Origin of the sequence: Acinetobacter sp. WCHA55 (assembly GCF_002165305.2) — a bacterium.
Lineage (GTDB): Bacteria > Pseudomonadota > Gammaproteobacteria > Pseudomonadales > Moraxellaceae > Acinetobacter.
Genome location: NZ_CP032286.1, coordinates 1,385,121 through 1,399,231, shown reverse-complemented (window position 1 = coordinate 1,399,231; position 14,111 = coordinate 1,385,121). Strand labels below are relative to the sequence as shown.

The following is a 14,111-nucleotide window of genomic DNA, read 5'->3' as shown; positions in this document are numbered from 1 at the left end:
ACAAGCACATCTTGTGAAGCCATACTTTTCTCCCTTTATTGTTCTTTTTTTATACTCTCACAATTGAAATAATTATCAACACCGAAAGAATACATTTCTCACAATTTTCAGTGATAGACATGTAATAAATTATAACAAGTAAGCGTAGTTGCTAAATAAGTGTCTAAGTGCTTAAAAATTTACGCAGTTGCTTTTGTCTTCTGGTAAGTCCAAGCACCTCTTTTCGATTAAGAATTTCATCTTCAGTAAAAGGCAATTGGTTTTTAAGGCCTTCTATAGACATAGAACTATTTTCTATTAAGAAACTGTCCTGTTCGATTGTCCAATTTGAGTTTATGTGCTCAGATTTTTTACGACGTCTTTTCATAAGATGAAATGATACCAAGTCATTAGACAAAAATCATAGATTCAAAGCTTTATGGGCCCATTTCAGAAATTTATCTTTATCGTTGAAATGCGGAACATTCAATAAATTGATGTAGGAAACTTCACCAAAGTTTCCTGAGATTTTATTTGATTCAAGAACTGTAAAATCTTCTTCTTGCCCTACATGTACTTCTCGAAAAAACTCCGTAACCTTCCGATCAAGGTTTAGTGAGGTAAACCCCTCTCTCTCAACTAAAAAGTCATAGATCTGGCTAATCACATGTAGTTCAAATTTTCTATTCATTGTCTTCCGTTCTCATAATTATTTTAACAATTGGTTTAATTTAAACTAATTTCTTTTACGGATAAAGGCAATAGAAAACCTACTCTCATGGACATTTAAATAGATTTTCGCTTAGCCTTTGCCAGTAATATCTCTATTCGTTGAGTAACTTCCCACAATTTAAGCTCAGCATCACGCCAAAAATAGTAGACGTCACCATCTATGACATACATTTGCTTAATGTAGTTTGTTGATTTTGTCTTGTTTACTTCTTTAGCATTAAAAGAGGGTTTATCAAGCACTATTACCCTGCCATCTAAATCACCACCGATACAGATATTCATTTCTATTCTTCTTGTTGTAAGTAATGATTAAACTATATCACAAACAAAAAAGCGCAATTATCTGAACGAACTTTATCTACTAAGTATCTGATAAATTATTAGAATTTATACCAATGCAATTTAAGTTAAGCTACCATTAAAAAAGCCCTACATCTCTGTAAGGCTTTCCCCTTGGTCATGTGCGCTGATACAAGGAATCGTTGTTTTTATTCACAACAAAATAATTAAATCATTAATCGAATAAAAAATGAAGCAAAAAAAACCTGCAACTTGGGGAAGATGCAGGATAAAACTGATATTAACTATCATGGAGAACTTAATACCACCTAATATACTTGGTTTATATTGAGATCTCATTCACATTTTATTCCAAATTGTCTAGCAACAAAAAAAGCCCATCAAATGATGAGCTTTTTACGGTAATTAAGTGAATTTCCATATGTACGTCCACTATAACTGAAATATGCCATATCTTGTGTACACAAGCAACTGTATAAATTTAGCTTTTACAATCACTATCATTTAAATTGTAAAAAATAGCGGTTAATTCCTTGGTTAAGTAATCCAAAAAAGCAAATTTATCTATAGGTTCTGGCACTTCAACTATCCAGAACGTATATTTTTCATCATCTAATATATAACTAATCGTATGGTCTTTAGAAACAATCTTACCTGCTTCCATTTTTAATTCATTCATTTGAATCAAACATTGAAATAAGAAGGAAGCTTTGTGGGGTGGCTCATTAGCTTTTTCGAAATCATTCAAGCTAAGCTTGTAAATCGCATTACAAAAATCATATATGGCTTGATCTGGAGTAGTTTTCATTAGAATTTTCATAAGCTCATTGATGTTCAATGAGCTTATAATATTTTAGATCTAGTGTGTTTATTTTTGAAGTAGATCTGATTTTAAATTTGGGTATCTTCCCGTTATAAATGCTAAAGCACATTTCATATTTTGGCGAATTTGAATAGTCGACGTTTCATACATCTTGGCGACTTCACGCAAATTCTTGTTTTCTACACAGATCTGCCAAACAGCATCCATCCACTCATGTAATGGCTCGCTATCTATTTGACGGATATCCAAAACAATGCGCTGAAATGCGCGTGCTTCATTATCTGTGATCTGACACACCACACCTTTTCTTAAGCGCTGCTCTCGAAAACCCTCATCACTCATATATTTAGCAATAAGCTCTTCACGCTGATGTTGAGTAAGCTTACGTGTTGGTAGTGATTTATAGACCAACTTCTTTGTCTCAGTATCGCCATTCATCCATGCACCAAATTGACGAAACCAGTCTTCAGTACTGAACTTACTCCAATCCGTCGTTTGCATAATCGTTACTGCTGCCGTCATCCCAAATCCCCTACCATCTTTTCTATTTGCTCAATCGCTTTGCCGCTTTTCACTTGCTCGGTACTAAACCGTATTACCTGATAACCCATCATTGTTGCTTCGTTGTATTTATCTAAGTCTCCCAGATACCCCTTTGCCCTTGTATGCCTACCATTACTCCAGATCCCACCTTCCACTTCGACCAATATCTTTTTGCCCTTTAAGTGAAAATCAGCTCTCCATTTACGTGTAGGGTGAAACTGAAACTCCTGCTCAAACTCAATCTTTAAAGCTCTCAGTGCAGTGGCCAGTATCACCTCACCCTCGCTCTGTACTTTTTCACCTTTAACATTTGGGCGCTTAGATCTTCTTTTAGGTTTATTCGCTCCGATCATCTTTTTGTATTCAGATAGGCTTATTGATGTCATGCCTTACCCAAAATATTTACTTTTTTGAATGCAATATCTAAGGAGTAATATCGAACGCCTCGCTCTTCGACTGCAGTTACGATCGTTTCTCTAGACCGTTTACCTATACGTATTGAAATGACTTTCAAATCACCCTGAGGATTCCAGTTTGCTTGCTTTTGAGCCTCAGCCTCGTCGTAAGGAATAACGAAATCACCAACTTTTAAATTCATCCCCTCACCTCAAACAACTGTTTGGTTTTCGCTGTAGGTCGATATCCGCATGGAGTATTTTTGTCGCTGTACAAATATCCATAATCTTCAAGTTGAGCTAAATAACGTTGTGCTGAGCGAATACATACACCCGTATGCTCACTCACCCCCCTTGACCAAATTCGTCCATTGGTTTTGAGAGCAAGTCCAATGATTTGAGCAAAGCAATCAAAGGCGTGTACAAACTTCAGCTTTTTGCGAATAGGTTTGATCATGCTGTAGCCCCCATAAGCGTGCCGGTAAACCCAACTTGCTTGAGGTATGGTTCCCATTTCTTCGCTTGTGCTGGGTTCATCAACTTGATTTTGATTCGTGATGCCAGTTGTTCGTATGAATCACCCGGAGCGCTGTGCTTACTTGCGAACTCAGGAAGATGGGCAAGTTTCTGAGCGAACGCTAAGATTTGTTTGTCAGTGAGCTGCTTCGGTTCTGCTGCAGGTGTTTTGCCGTATCCCGTTTTGGTTTCTTGGGAATACTTGGTTCGGTAGGCATGCAGCAACCAATCGGCAAAGTAGAAATTCAGAAGTTCATCGCAAATGGTTTTGTCTTGGTTGTAAATTTCAAAGGCGCGTTTTTCTCGTTCCACCCATTTTGCTGTCATGAGGGTTTCTGGTTCGATGCTGTCATCGGCCAAAGTAATTTCTTCACGAAGTTTTTTTGAGCAAAGCCAGTCTTTTTTATTTTTAGATTCTAATGAGAGATTCTTTGAAAGATTCCCTGTCCCAACGTTGGGACTGTTTAACGGAATTGTTGGGACTCTTTCATGGAATTGTTGGAACTGTTCCGTTGTTGGAACTGTTCCACTGTTGGGACTGTTTAAATCAGTATCTTCAGTGTTTAAGAGTACCGTTGTTGGGATAGTTTCCCGACCCTTTACACCCAATAATTGATAAACTTTGACCTGTTTTGTACGCCCTTTTCGCTCACCTGTATCGACAATTAAGCCATCTTCAATCAGCTCATCGATGATTTTAAGCACAGTTTTACGGTCCATTTCGGTATCTTCCACCAACCGTGCCATGCTTGGATAGGCACAATGATCTTCACTCGCTCGGTCGGCAAGTGATAAAAGAACGAGCTTTTTAAGTGGTTTTAAACTGCCGCCTTTCTTTTGTTTCTGGCGTATTTTCCACGCCCAAATCGTTGCATCTAAGCTCACAATTCACCTACCTCTTCATTCATCTGAATGAATCGCCCAAACATAAAAATCTGACCTGCTCGATGTAGGCTTGAAATGATTTCACCTGCATACCAAGCTGAAATACGATGCTCATTGATCAGCATTTCCATAAACTCGTCTCGCGTGACAGCAGCATTCTTTTCATCGCCGTTAATCCTGCGTAGATTTGCTCTACGGATCTCCAACAACCCATCTAATGTGTGTAGTGCTGGCTCGTACCATGATTGAAGCTGCATCATCTGCTTATGCTCAGGCTTCTTTTGAATAGCCTTGTTAGTAATCATGGAACCTCCGCTAAGGCTTGTTCGGCCAAAGTAAGACGGCGTTTAGCTTGTAGTTCTGCTGTAGTGGCAGTACGGATTACTTTTTCTGAGACACGACCAATTGGATGGTCTGTAATCCAAAACTCTCCGTCAAATTTTTGGAGTGTAAGAAGCTCTGTAACAGACAAAATATGTAAGTGATTTAAAACAACCACATCACCTTCTAGAAAATCTGAACTAGAATTGCCACATTTAGATTGTTGTGATAACTTCAAATTATTCATTTAGGACCCATAATTTTTAAGTGAATACCATGGCTCAAGGTCTCCCCCGATACTTGAGCTTTTTAACGTCTTGATTTTCATTTCAAATTTTGTAAAATACGCGCACTACCCTCTGTTTGTAGTAGCTTTTTATCCCTAGCCCCTGTGCTAGGGTTTTTTTTGCTTAATTGTTGTGTTAAATTTGCTTGCATATATTCACTCCGCAAGTGTTGAATATCTAAAAAGCCCGATCTCAACTCTCGGGCTTTTTTTTGCCTATTTGATGTGCTAGATTCAGATACATGTTCAATTCCACTAGAATGTTTTTGAACTAGAAAGTCTGAGAGTCGAGCCTCAGGCTTTTTTTTGATTAAAACTTGTGCTACATTTGAACTGTTCATTATTTCCACCTCTAGGGTAATGAATCGAAAAGCCTGATCCCCAAGATCAGGCTTTTTCTTTTTGAGCATTTGCTGTGTACTTCTGCATTTGCTTAAGCGCTGCCTGATCCACGGCGGTAATCAACTCGATCAAGCCCTGGGTAATCTGGTGGATCTCTTCATATTCAGCTGGTGTAATCACCCCATCCTCATAAGCCTCATACACAACACGGTTTGCTTTTCCGCTTTTAATGTTGTGCTGCATCATTGCTTCAAAGATTGATAGCTCATGATGTTTGCTTGAGTCGCAATCCACCGGCACAAGTGCATACCCCATCTGATGCGCCCACACCTTTAAAATTTCAGGGTTCTGCGTGTACATCATGATGGTTTCAAGCTTCTTTAAGCTTGGTAAATGGTTCGGCATTCCTACGTTGCCGTAGTTGCAAATCGTGTTATGTGAATCACCAGTAACCTGGGCAATTTCCTTTGGTGAGATCCCCTGCGTCTGGTTAATCATTTTAAAAATTGCCGTTTGCGCTTCACGGCTTAGTGTTATTTCTTGCATTTGTGAAATCCTTGATTTGTTTCACGTTTCTTAAAATTATCTATCGAAGGATAATTTCTCTAAGCTAAAAACACTGCAATACTTGCCTTAACATCACCATTAGTTAAGAGCTGAAGTCTTGCTTGCCTATCAATTGGAATTCCACCGTAGCGCCATTTACAGATTGTTCCACGTGTATGTTTTAACTTTCGAGCCAATTCAGCATCAGATTTGAACCCGTAATGTTTTTTTAAATCATCAACAGTCATGGTTTACCTTAATAAACTAATAGTTTCCTTTAGTAAACCACAAGTTTCTCCACCAATCAATGTAAATGTTTACTATAGGAAACATGGGAAGAGGATTTTTTATGGACACAATTCGCGATCGAATAATTAAAAGAATGAAAGAACTAGGTGTTCGACAAGTTGATATTGTAGAAGCAACGGGTGCTACTAAAGGGGCTGTATCAAAGTGGGTTGCAGGCACAAATGTACCTAAAGCTGAATTCCTTCCATCACTAGCGATAATTTTAAAAACTTCACAAAATTGGTTACTAACTGGTAGCGAAGAGAAAGCAATTACTAATTTTAATATGCAAGAATTTATGAATAAACATGGCCTTGCAAAAAAAAATGAATCATCATTTGATGTAAATGATCTACACAAACCCACAGTTGTAGATCACGAAATTGAAAATGGTTTCATTTGGATTGATGTCGTAGAAGCTAATTTTTCTTGTGGTACTGGAGAATCTATTGAATTTCATTTTGATGTTATTAACGGTAAATTCCCTTTCCCACCATCATTCTTTCAAAAAAAGTATGTTGACCCAGACTGTATGAGAATTATTAAAGCCAAAGGCGATAGCATGGCTGATTTTATCAATGATGGTGATTTGGTTGGTATTGACATTTCTCAAACAGAAATTGTAGATGGTGGAATTTATGCCATTTATTTTGAGGGTGAAGGAATGATCAAGCAAATATTTAAAGAAGAAGGTGGAAAATTAAGTCTGCACAGCATTAATCCAAAGTACCGTGATAGAGAAGTCACTGAACAAAATGGATTGAATTTTAGAGTTATGGGTCGCCAATTTTGGCGTGCAGGATGAACTCGTAGGTAAGGTAATGAAAAAAATTTCAAGCAAAGAAAGATTAAGAATAAAATTACTTAATTTATATAATTTGGAAAGTTATAAAAAGAAGGGAAATCCCAAGTATCATCTGGGAATGCCACAAAAATTATCGCTTTTTAATAGCCAATATCGGGACAATGTCCTTCGTAATATTGAAAAAATGCGTATGAAATATTCGTCAGGTCAAAGTTGTTATATTGATTTTTATAAAGTTGATACACTAATGCCTGATGGTACAATTCATTTTTTGCATCAATTAGCAAAGTTATCTACTCTTAATATTAAAGGTAGAACCTCCCAATCACCAATTGTCAAATCCATGCTAAGTAAATTGGGAGTGCATGGCAGAATGGGACTTCCCTCATTTGAGTTTAAGCATAAAGTGGTTGACCGTTGGTACTATTTGATGGGTGAGAGTGCAGATTTTGGTGAGGAGTTTGTAGAAATACAAGATGCCTTACATGAAGTTTTAAATGATGCTGATGAAGAGTTTATTGTCAGTACTGCTATTTCTGAAGCTGTATCAAATGTTGTACATCACGGATATGATAAAAGTACACATTATAAAAAGTGGCTGTTATTTGTAGGTATTTCTGACAAACGATGTGACATTATTATTTCCGACCTAGGCAGAACAATTCCTAAGACTGCCCCAAAATCCTTGGGAGAAAAAATTAAAGATTCTCTTCAAATTAAATGGAGTGAAAAATCTGATGCCGATCGGATTGAATTAGCAACAACATGGAGAAAGAGTTCAACAAATGACTCACACAGAGGCAAAGGATTTGATAATATTATTCAGGTTAAAGATGTAAGAAGTGATACTTACATTCATGTTCTCAGTAGAAATGGTGCTTGGTCCTCTGAACAAGGTAAAAAGTCTTATGCTGAGCCAGTAAATGGAACAATTGTTTACTGGAGTATCCCTATTGAAAACTCTTTATCATCACAAAATTCTTAAGGTTATTATCATGGACAATCACATCAGAATTAATGTTGGTGAGCAATTCTACCCGCGTCCGGCTGGTCGTTTTTATACTGACGGCGAGCATTCTGGCCAAAAATTCAGAGAAGAAGTCTTAGTACCAAATTTAAAAAAACTTACATCAGGCCAAAAATTGATTTTAGATTTCTCGCTAGTAACAATGGCTGGGTCATCTTTTTTAGAGGAAAGCTTTGGAGGTTTAGTTAGAGTTGAAGGATTTGATAGAAAAAAATTACATCAAGTTCTTGAGATTATTAGTCCTCGAAAAATAATTAAAGATAGAATTTTTGAGTATATAGATGATGCTAAATTCAATTGATGCAAAATTAGCATTTGCTTTTTTTGGTTTTGTATTTGCTTTGATTAGTTTTCTTTACAAAAATCATGAGACTAATCAACTTAGAATTCTGAAAAATATCACCGATAATATCAAAGAAATCAATAAGGTATGTATTGAAGTATTTGCAAATCAAACTATGAAAGCAGATGTTTACCCTCGGATTTCTATGTTTCTTGACTTAGTTCAATTGGATGTAAAGACATTTCCTACTGGAAAATTTTATAATTCCAAAGCACAAATTGAAATAAATAGAAATTTAATAAATACCCTAATTGAAGATTACAAGGATTTAATCTTTAGCGACACCCCGATCGAAAATAAATCAATGCAGATTTTAGATTTTCCAGATAAAGAGAAAAAACTAGATGACATTATTCAGAAATCAATAACTTTACTCTCTAAACTAGAAAGCTTTTTACCTTAATACACTAATAATACTTTTATTTTTTAAAATATCCTGCCCAAGTGGCAGGTTTTATTTTGCCCTTCTTACATCAAATGTTTCCTTTAGTAAACTTTAACTTGACTATAGAGTTTCCTTTGGTAAACTTAATCTCGTAAACAACAAAAAAGCCCTGACACTTTCGACGGGATCAGGGCTTTTGCAAATTGCGAGATCAATTATGAACAAAACCTTATCCCCTTTCAATACCATCAAGATATCTCTTGGTGTAGCTGCTGTAACAATGGGCATACTTAGTTGTGGTCTTAAAACTGCACCTAAGGCTGCTCAACCAATAGTTGCCAATGTAGCCCCATCCGAATATCAACTCCTTGCATTGCATATGACTGGTGAAAACCACGGCGAGGCTGTTATTCGTTTAGATGGTTTCCGTGTGACAGCACGTTTTGAAGTTGAAGCATTTGAAGACAGCTACGGCGTACCAGGTAGTGAATTTACCGCTGTAGACGTAACCAACCTAGACGAAGTAACCGTTTCAGATGCCCTAGGCAATCCTTACAACGACTTCACAAATCACATCGACCACCAGAACTTCAATGCCCTCATCAAAGGCTATATCGAAAAACATCGTTTAGTGGAGGCAGGCTAATGACTACTTCTACTACCACGTTTTCAGAGTTCATCAGCCAAGATGAAGAAGGCAACATCCGTATGCGTTTAGGTCACTCAACTTACTTTGAGAAAGGCCGTCATATCTATGTGGTCAACAAGGATGGTACCGAAAAGTTAATCACGCTTGAGGTTCATGCAGCTAAATCTTGGATACGTGAAAACTTTGAACGTGAACGCGCTTTCCAACAAAGAAAAACCATGGCTGTTCGTCTTCAGAAGTCACTTACACGTGCTTATCCAAAATCATATAAACGAGCTAAAGGCTCACTGTTCTGGGCATAAGGGGAAATTTGATATGTCAACACTTCAACAGATTCAACTTGAACTAAAAGCGCCAAAGAGCAAACGCAATAATTTTGGTAACTACAGCTATCGAAACTGCGAAGACATTCTTGAAGCAGTTAAGCCTTTGCTTCAAAAGTACAATGCCACTCTAGTCATCACCGATGACGTGACTGAGGTTGGCGGTGTCGTGATTGTCACTGCCAATGTAGTTTTTACTGAAGCAGACGGCAAACAGACCATTGTTAAAGCCCATGCAGGTGTGGAAATTAGCAAGAAAGGAATGGATGTAGCACAGACCTTTGGTGCTTCAAGTTCATATGCTCGGAAGTATGCTTTGAATGGCCTATTCCTGATTGACGACACTAAAGACTATGACTCGGATGAATATCACAACCAAGTCAACAACAGCAGCAAAAATCAGAATCAGTCCAACAACCAGCAGCGGACGCAGCAGCAAGGCCAAAACAGACAACAGGCTAACCAGTCGCAGAATAACAATGCTCAGCAACAAAGCTTGCACGATCGTTATAACGCAGCATTGGAATCCATTCGCCATGCGAAGAAACCTGAAACGTTGGATAAGGCGATTGAGACCTTTAATGGCACTCAGTACTTTGGCGGCATTTCAAAAGCTTGCCAAGCAAGAGCGGATCAAATGGGTTGGACTCCAGCAAATCAAAACCAACAGCAAGCTTTACACCACTAAATTTATAAGGATAAGAATATGAACATTTTAAATGGTACCGAAGCTTTTGAAGCAATGATGGCTGGGCGAAATATCATGTGCCGTGTTGCGGGCGAGCTCATTGAATTTGATGATTTGGACCAGTTCCCTGCCACTGTTTTTGCTAAACCAGGTTATGAGTTTTGCATCAAGATTGATGAACTCACAATTAATGGTTTTACCTTCTTGAAACCTTACTCGCTCGATGAGTTGGAAGAGGGACAAGACATATTTCTAATTGGGAATACTGGCAGCATTGTCAAAGGTCAGTTTATTACTGAATACGAAGAACTGGTGTTAGCGGTAAAAAATGGTTCTGTGCAACGAGATCTAACCAATGCTGAATTGCAAGCAAAAGCCTTTCAAAGTTTACTAGGTATTGAAAACGAGTTGGTTGTAAAGGTCGTTGATTTTCACACATTCATGAAACCAACTGACAAACCTAAAAAAGCTCCTCGTAAAAAGAGAGAGGAGCCAAAAGAACAAGTTGAACTAGCTCAAGTTTCAAGTGAAAAGCTAGATGAAGTTTCGGTTGATGAAATTGAAACTGATCCAGCGAAAATTATTGAGTCATTCACTACTCAGATCAATGAATGCATAAAAGTTGAATCTGTTTTATCACTGCGCTACTCATTCTCTGCAAATGGCTATCTTGAACGAGAACATGTTCAGCATTTATTTGAACTGGTTGAAGCTAAGTTGATTGAGTTAGATCCAGAGCAATATACGCCAAAAGCTGAAACTGAAGACTTATCTGTAGAAGCACTTAAGCAACTGCAACAAGATGCAGAGGATCTGATTAAGGGTGTTAATGAACAAGTACAAGCAGATGAAAATCACATAACACTTTTAAACGACTTACTTGAACGTGCCTCGAATTCCCAAACACCGGCAGAAGCAAATGCGCTTATTAAATACACCAGTGAATGGACGGAAGAACAACGCAAGCCGCTGCTAAACGCTATTCACAACCGTTTGAAGGATCTCAGTGCATTTACAACCACTGAAACACAACCACCTTCATTGATGGTGCAAATCCAAAATGCCAAAGATTTAAATGAGTTGGAGTGTTTGGAGGTAGAAGTATTCAATCGCCATCCTGATATCCAATCCAAGCTAATGGACTATGTAAAGCGACGTCGCTTTGAGTTGAAAAATGGGGCTGGTCCAGTGGGAGCACCTCTATGAGCTACACCTACTCTTCTATTACCCGGACACTTACCGTGTTCGGGGCGAAGATGACACACATTTTTAAAAATACTGGTGCTGGTGAAATTGAAGAATTAGTCACTGATGCGAAGTTTAAAGAAGCGACTTGGAGAGACAGAAAATGACAGCAAAAATTCTTGATCCTTGCTGTGGTTCTCGCATGATGCATTTCGATCGTACAAATCCAAATGTCGTATTCGGAGATATTCGTACAGAAAAGCACATTTTATGTGATGGTCGATCTCTTGATGTAACACCTGATATTGAAATGGACTTTCGAGCAATGCCATTCAAAGATGGGCAATTCAATTTAGTTGTATTTGATCCACCGCATTTGATTAAAGCAGGAAAAGAAAGCTGGCTTGCTTTGAAGTATGGAAAACTTCAAGAAAATTGGCGGGAAGATATTCAAAAAGGATTTGAGGAATGTTTTCGCGTGTTGGCCAACGGCGGTGTGCTTATTTTCAAGTGGAATGAAACGCAAATTAAAGTCAGTGAGATTCTAGCTTTAACTGATCAGAGGCCAGTATTTGGGCACATTAGTGGAAAGCGTGCGAATACACATTGGATTACTTTTATGAAAATGGAGCTGGCTTATGACTAACCTCCAACACATCGCCCAAGACCTTGCCGAAGAATTTGCACCATTTGTCATAGGCCAGTCAGGTACTACCAAAACATTCACGGCGGAGCAAGCCTCTGCCATTTATCACAGTCTTGTTCATTTTGGATATCAAGACGAAATACCAAACTCAGTTTCAACGAACTTTAAGGAGGCGATATGATTGAAATTGATCGCAGAATTCGAGCTAAGGAATTTATGCAATTATTAGCTATCGGAAAAGATAAGTTCTACAACATGATTAATGCTGGGGATATTCAGCAACCAGTTAGACTCTCTGAAAAGGATGTTTTCTGGTATTCCTCCTACGTTAAGAATAAAGTTGAGGAGCACAAGCCTAAATCTGATATAGTAGCCCACACTTAGTGGGCATTTTTATTCCTAATTTTAACCCTATCTCTCCCAAAACGGGTACTTAAACGGGTAATTAGGAAACCACATCAGAATTAATTGATATATTTTAGTAGGTTACAATGAAAATCGTCATCTTGAATAAGCCCTATGACGTTCTCTCTCAGTTTCGTAAAGACGAAGCGCATATGACAATGTCTGACTTTGTAGATGATCCAAGTTTGCGTTTAGCAGGTCGTCTCGATATGGACTCTGAAGGCTTAGTTTTTTTAACTGACCACGGTGGTTTAAACCAATACATCACCAACCCTGCCAATAAAAAATTTAAAACGTATTTGGTTCAGGTCGATGGTGATGTCACTGAAGAAGCCCTTGAGCAGTTGCGTAAAGGTGTGGAACTTAAAGATGGTATGACTTTACCTGCTGAAGCATCTAAAGTTGAACAACCTGAATGGTTATGGGAACGTGACCCTCCTGTACGTTTCCGTGCATCTGTGCCAACTTCTTGGGTTGAAATTTCAATTTGTGAAGGCCGTAACCGCCAAGTACGTCGTATGACTGCTGCCGTAGGTTTTCCTACTTTACGTTTAATTCGTACTAAAATTGGTGCAATTGATTTGGTTCAAATGGGTTTACAACCAGGCGAAACCAAAGAAATCGAGCCACTTTTATACCCTGACTTTCAAAACATTCCTGCTGAAGAACCTTACCGTTCACGCTCTTATGTGAAAAAACCGGGTGGTACAGGTGGTAAGCCTATGGTTCGTAAGAACAAAGATGGTTCTGTGAAAAAGTCAGGTACGAAGCGTATTTGGCAAATGGATGAAAGTGAGAAACCACGTCGTAAGACCAATGGTACAACTCGTCCTAACACTAAAGCACCACGTGGTCGTGGACGTAGTGGTCGTTAAGATTAGATCGTTTTAAAGCCCACGTAAGTGGGCTTTTTTTAATTATAAGATTCATCTACTACTTTACCATCTGACAAATCATTTTTACTCAAAAATAAATTAACACCGTAAAAAGGATATTTAGTCTGATATAGTTGTAAAAATAATTTATATTTAATCAATCGACCATTTTTACACTCATAAGAAAAATCTAAAACATCTTCTAATTCTTTTCTTTCATTCAGCTCATCAATTTGAAAATGCGTTAGTTCTAATCGTAAATCTTTTGATGATAAAGACAACAAACTTGTAAGCTTAATTAATCTTTGCTTATTCTGAGGATGAATTACCTCCAGATTAAAAGCATCACCTCCAAGATTCTCTATAGTTAGCGATATAGCGATTAGCACAATTTTCTCAAAAGTTTTTGCATTTTCATCTGTATTATTTTCATATACTGGTGAATTCACTCTAGATTGAGAAATAATAAATTTAGGCTCAAGCATTTTATGTTGTTCATCTAATTGTTGACGCTGTAATTGAACCAACTCAACTTGCTGTTCTATTCCATTTTTCATTTCTTCAATCTGAAGTTGCAGTGCTCTTTCTTGTTGTTCTAAGGCTTTCGTATTCTGATCTAACTGCTTACCTTGCTGGATATAACCCAAAATCAGCCAAAAGAAAGCAATTGGTGCAAATATTCCTGCAAGAAAATCTCCTAATTCATTTAATGACTTCGGTGATTTCAAACTTCCAAATAACCAAGTTGAACCAATTACTCCCAACCAAATTACTGTAATGGCTATAGCCCAATTCAAATTTTTCTTATTCATATTTTTAGCCAG

Annotated in this window: 28 protein-coding genes; 13 read left to right on the top strand and 15 right to left on the bottom strand. The window is 37.7% G+C overall.

Annotated features, from left to right (window positions below):
* Positions 1-163 precede the first annotated feature (163 nt).
* From CDG62_RS19610 to CDG62_RS09515, 14 genes are all read right to left on the bottom strand, one after another.
* The gene (locus tag CDG62_RS19610) at positions 164-367 is read right to left on the bottom strand and encodes an acyl-CoA thioesterase (RefSeq protein WP_087526835.1); all 204 of its coding nucleotides are present in this window, start codon (positions 365-367) and stop codon (positions 164-166) included.
* A 33-nt stretch (positions 368-400) separates the two neighbouring features.
* Positions 401-670: a hypothetical protein gene (locus CDG62_RS09575; protein ID WP_087526834.1), complete on the bottom strand. Its 270-nt coding sequence runs from the start codon at positions 668-670 to the stop codon at positions 401-403.
* Positions 671-765: 95 nt separating this feature from the next.
* On the bottom strand, positions 766-993 hold the full coding sequence (locus tag CDG62_RS09570; RefSeq protein WP_087014564.1) for a hypothetical protein: 228 nt from the start codon (positions 991-993) through the stop codon (positions 766-768).
* Between the two features lie 499 nt (positions 994-1,492).
* A complete protein-coding gene (locus tag CDG62_RS09565; protein WP_087526872.1) occupies positions 1,493-1,819 on the bottom strand; it encodes a hypothetical protein in 327 nt (108 codons plus the stop codon).
* Positions 1,820-1,879: 60 nt separating this feature from the next.
* Positions 1,880-2,356, bottom strand: a complete 477-nt coding sequence (locus CDG62_RS09560) for a hypothetical protein (RefSeq protein WP_087526833.1) — start codon at positions 2,354-2,356, stop codon at positions 1,880-1,882.
* Complete coding sequence (locus CDG62_RS09555) at positions 2,353-2,763, bottom strand: DUF559 domain-containing protein (RefSeq protein ID WP_087526832.1); 411 nt, start codon at positions 2,761-2,763, stop codon at positions 2,353-2,355. The genes CDG62_RS09560 and CDG62_RS09555 overlap by 4 nt, the downstream gene beginning before the upstream one ends.
* Entirely contained in the window at positions 2,760-2,975 is a 216-nt protein-coding gene (locus CDG62_RS09550) for a hypothetical protein (RefSeq protein WP_087526831.1), read from the bottom strand. The genes CDG62_RS09555 and CDG62_RS09550 overlap by 4 nt, the downstream gene beginning before the upstream one ends.
* Entirely contained in the window at positions 2,972-3,229 is a 258-nt protein-coding gene (locus CDG62_RS09545) for a hypothetical protein (RefSeq protein ID WP_087526830.1), read from the bottom strand. Before CDG62_RS09545 ends, CDG62_RS09550 begins: the two co-directional genes overlap by 4 nt.
* Entirely contained in the window at positions 3,226-4,173 is a 948-nt protein-coding gene (locus tag CDG62_RS09540) for a helix-turn-helix domain-containing protein (protein ID WP_087526829.1), read from the bottom strand. Before CDG62_RS09540 ends, CDG62_RS09545 begins: the two co-directional genes overlap by 4 nt.
* Complete coding sequence (locus CDG62_RS09535) at positions 4,170-4,478, bottom strand: hypothetical protein (protein WP_087526828.1); 309 nt, start codon at positions 4,476-4,478, stop codon at positions 4,170-4,172. The genes CDG62_RS09540 and CDG62_RS09535 overlap by 4 nt, the downstream gene beginning before the upstream one ends.
* Positions 4,475-4,741: a hypothetical protein gene (locus CDG62_RS09530; RefSeq protein ID WP_087526827.1), complete on the bottom strand. Its 267-nt coding sequence runs from the start codon at positions 4,739-4,741 to the stop codon at positions 4,475-4,477. The genes CDG62_RS09535 and CDG62_RS09530 overlap by 4 nt, the downstream gene beginning before the upstream one ends.
* A gap of 77 nt (positions 4,742-4,818) precedes the next feature.
* Positions 4,819-5,121: a hypothetical protein gene (locus CDG62_RS09525; RefSeq protein WP_162904023.1), complete on the bottom strand. Its 303-nt coding sequence runs from the start codon at positions 5,119-5,121 to the stop codon at positions 4,819-4,821.
* A 46-nt stretch (positions 5,122-5,167) separates the two neighbouring features.
* Complete coding sequence (locus CDG62_RS09520) at positions 5,168-5,668, bottom strand: phage regulatory CII family protein (protein WP_062034641.1); 501 nt, start codon at positions 5,666-5,668, stop codon at positions 5,168-5,170.
* A 59-nt stretch (positions 5,669-5,727) separates the two neighbouring features.
* Positions 5,728-5,916, bottom strand: coding sequence for a hypothetical protein (locus CDG62_RS09515; RefSeq protein WP_087526825.1), 189 nt, complete (start codon positions 5,914-5,916; stop codon positions 5,728-5,730).
* A gap of 101 nt (positions 5,917-6,017) precedes the next feature.
* On the opposite strand from CDG62_RS09515, the gene CDG62_RS09510 reads away from it, so the two are divergent.
* From CDG62_RS09510 to CDG62_RS09455, 13 genes are all read left to right on the top strand, one after another.
* Entirely contained in the window at positions 6,018-6,761 is a 744-nt protein-coding gene (locus CDG62_RS09510; protein ID WP_087526824.1) for a S24 family peptidase, read from the top strand.
* A gap of 16 nt (positions 6,762-6,777) precedes the next feature.
* The gene (locus CDG62_RS09505) at positions 6,778-7,746 is read left to right on the top strand and encodes an ATP-binding protein (RefSeq protein ID WP_162904022.1); all 969 of its coding nucleotides are present in this window, start codon (positions 6,778-6,780) and stop codon (positions 7,744-7,746) included.
* 10 nt (positions 7,747-7,756) lie between these two features.
* Entirely contained in the window at positions 7,757-8,089 is a 333-nt protein-coding gene (locus CDG62_RS09500) for an STAS-like domain-containing protein (protein ID WP_087526871.1), read from the top strand.
* A complete protein-coding gene (locus tag CDG62_RS09495) occupies positions 8,070-8,534 on the top strand; it encodes a hypothetical protein (RefSeq protein WP_087526822.1) in 465 nt (154 codons plus the stop codon). The genes CDG62_RS09500 and CDG62_RS09495 overlap by 20 nt, the downstream gene beginning before the upstream one ends.
* A gap of 199 nt (positions 8,535-8,733) precedes the next feature.
* Positions 8,734-9,162 (top strand): hypothetical protein, encoded by a 429-nt coding sequence (locus CDG62_RS09490; protein ID WP_087526821.1) that lies wholly within the window; start codon positions 8,734-8,736, stop codon positions 9,160-9,162.
* Positions 9,162-9,467: a hypothetical protein gene (locus CDG62_RS09485; protein ID WP_087526820.1), complete on the top strand. Its 306-nt coding sequence runs from the start codon at positions 9,162-9,164 to the stop codon at positions 9,465-9,467. The genes CDG62_RS09490 and CDG62_RS09485 overlap by 1 nt, the downstream gene beginning before the upstream one ends.
* Before the next feature lie 13 nt (positions 9,468-9,480).
* Positions 9,481-10,176 (top strand): ERF family protein, encoded by a 696-nt coding sequence (locus CDG62_RS09480; protein WP_087526819.1) that lies wholly within the window; start codon positions 9,481-9,483, stop codon positions 10,174-10,176.
* 18 nt (positions 10,177-10,194) lie between these two features.
* Positions 10,195-11,382 (top strand): hypothetical protein, encoded by a 1,188-nt coding sequence (locus CDG62_RS09475; protein WP_087526818.1) that lies wholly within the window; start codon positions 10,195-10,197, stop codon positions 11,380-11,382.
* Entirely contained in the window at positions 11,379-11,528 is a 150-nt protein-coding gene (locus tag CDG62_RS19325) for a hypothetical protein (protein ID WP_162904021.1), read from the top strand. The genes CDG62_RS09475 and CDG62_RS19325 overlap by 4 nt, the downstream gene beginning before the upstream one ends.
* Entirely contained in the window at positions 11,525-12,007 is a 483-nt protein-coding gene (locus tag CDG62_RS09470) for a class I SAM-dependent methyltransferase (RefSeq protein WP_087526817.1), read from the top strand. Before CDG62_RS19325 ends, CDG62_RS09470 begins: the two co-directional genes overlap by 4 nt.
* Positions 12,000-12,188: a hypothetical protein gene (locus tag CDG62_RS09465; protein WP_087526816.1), complete on the top strand. Its 189-nt coding sequence runs from the start codon at positions 12,000-12,002 to the stop codon at positions 12,186-12,188. The genes CDG62_RS09470 and CDG62_RS09465 overlap by 8 nt, the downstream gene beginning before the upstream one ends.
* Positions 12,188-12,391: a helix-turn-helix transcriptional regulator gene (locus CDG62_RS09460; RefSeq protein ID WP_171405747.1), complete on the top strand. Its 204-nt coding sequence runs from the start codon at positions 12,188-12,190 to the stop codon at positions 12,389-12,391. Before CDG62_RS09465 ends, CDG62_RS09460 begins: the two co-directional genes overlap by 1 nt.
* A gap of 107 nt (positions 12,392-12,498) precedes the next feature.
* The gene (locus tag CDG62_RS09455; protein WP_087526814.1) at positions 12,499-13,287 is read left to right on the top strand and encodes an rRNA large subunit pseudouridine synthase E; all 789 of its coding nucleotides are present in this window, start codon (positions 12,499-12,501) and stop codon (positions 13,285-13,287) included.
* 38 nt (positions 13,288-13,325) lie between these two features.
* Here the strand turns inward: CDG62_RS09455 and CDG62_RS09450 are convergent, their stop codons facing one another.
* The gene (locus tag CDG62_RS09450) at positions 13,326-14,099 is read right to left on the bottom strand and encodes a hypothetical protein (protein ID WP_087526813.1); all 774 of its coding nucleotides are present in this window, start codon (positions 14,097-14,099) and stop codon (positions 13,326-13,328) included.
* Between the last annotated feature and the right edge of the window lie 12 nt (positions 14,100-14,111).

Coding starts and splice junctions, on each gene's coding strand:
- CDG62_RS19610 (WP_087526835.1), bottom strand. CDS start 367: ATGAAAAGACGTCGTAAAAAATCTGAGCACATAAACTCAAATTGGACA.
- CDG62_RS09575 (WP_087526834.1), bottom strand. CDS start 670: ATGAATAGAAAATTTGAACTACATGTGATTAGCCAGATCTATGACTTT.
- CDG62_RS09570 (WP_087014564.1), bottom strand. CDS start 993: ATGAATATCTGTATCGGTGGTGATTTAGATGGCAGGGTAATAGTGCTT.
- CDG62_RS09565 (WP_087526872.1), bottom strand. CDS start 1,819: ATGAAAACTACTCCAGATCAAGCCATATATGATTTTTGTAATGCGATT.
- CDG62_RS09560 (WP_087526833.1), bottom strand. CDS start 2,356: ATGACGGCAGCAGTAACGATTATGCAAACGACGGATTGGAGTAAGTTC.
- CDG62_RS09555 (WP_087526832.1), bottom strand. CDS start 2,763: ATGACATCAATAAGCCTATCTGAATACAAAAAGATGATCGGAGCGAAT.
- CDG62_RS09550 (WP_087526831.1), bottom strand. CDS start 2,975: ATGAATTTAAAAGTTGGTGATTTCGTTATTCCTTACGACGAGGCTGAG.
- CDG62_RS09545 (WP_087526830.1), bottom strand. CDS start 3,229: ATGATCAAACCTATTCGCAAAAAGCTGAAGTTTGTACACGCCTTTGAT.
- CDG62_RS09535 (WP_087526828.1), bottom strand. CDS start 4,478: ATGATTACTAACAAGGCTATTCAAAAGAAGCCTGAGCATAAGCAGATG.
- CDG62_RS09530 (WP_087526827.1), bottom strand. CDS start 4,741: ATGAATAATTTGAAGTTATCACAACAATCTAAATGTGGCAATTCTAGT.
- CDG62_RS09525 (WP_162904023.1), bottom strand. CDS start 5,121: ATGAACAGTTCAAATGTAGCACAAGTTTTAATCAAAAAAAAGCCTGAG.
- CDG62_RS09520 (WP_062034641.1), bottom strand. CDS start 5,668: ATGCAAGAAATAACACTAAGCCGTGAAGCGCAAACGGCAATTTTTAAA.
- CDG62_RS09515 (WP_087526825.1), bottom strand. CDS start 5,916: ATGACTGTTGATGATTTAAAAAAACATTACGGGTTCAAATCTGATGCT.
- CDG62_RS09510 (WP_087526824.1), top strand. CDS start 6,018: ATGGACACAATTCGCGATCGAATAATTAAAAGAATGAAAGAACTAGGT.
- CDG62_RS09505 (WP_162904022.1), top strand. CDS start 6,778: ATGAAAAAAATTTCAAGCAAAGAAAGATTAAGAATAAAATTACTTAAT.
- CDG62_RS09500 (WP_087526871.1), top strand. CDS start 7,757: ATGGACAATCACATCAGAATTAATGTTGGTGAGCAATTCTACCCGCGT.
- CDG62_RS09495 (WP_087526822.1), top strand. CDS start 8,070: ATGATGCTAAATTCAATTGATGCAAAATTAGCATTTGCTTTTTTTGGT.
- CDG62_RS09490 (WP_087526821.1), top strand. CDS start 8,734: ATGAACAAAACCTTATCCCCTTTCAATACCATCAAGATATCTCTTGGT.
- CDG62_RS09485 (WP_087526820.1), top strand. CDS start 9,162: ATGACTACTTCTACTACCACGTTTTCAGAGTTCATCAGCCAAGATGAA.
- CDG62_RS09480 (WP_087526819.1), top strand. CDS start 9,481: ATGTCAACACTTCAACAGATTCAACTTGAACTAAAAGCGCCAAAGAGC.
- CDG62_RS09475 (WP_087526818.1), top strand. CDS start 10,195: ATGAACATTTTAAATGGTACCGAAGCTTTTGAAGCAATGATGGCTGGG.
- CDG62_RS19325 (WP_162904021.1), top strand. CDS start 11,379: ATGAGCTACACCTACTCTTCTATTACCCGGACACTTACCGTGTTCGGG.
- CDG62_RS09470 (WP_087526817.1), top strand. CDS start 11,525: ATGACAGCAAAAATTCTTGATCCTTGCTGTGGTTCTCGCATGATGCAT.
- CDG62_RS09465 (WP_087526816.1), top strand. CDS start 12,000: ATGACTAACCTCCAACACATCGCCCAAGACCTTGCCGAAGAATTTGCA.
- CDG62_RS09455 (WP_087526814.1), top strand. CDS start 12,499: ATGAAAATCGTCATCTTGAATAAGCCCTATGACGTTCTCTCTCAGTTT.
- CDG62_RS09450 (WP_087526813.1), bottom strand. CDS start 14,099: ATGAATAAGAAAAATTTGAATTGGGCTATAGCCATTACAGTAATTTGG.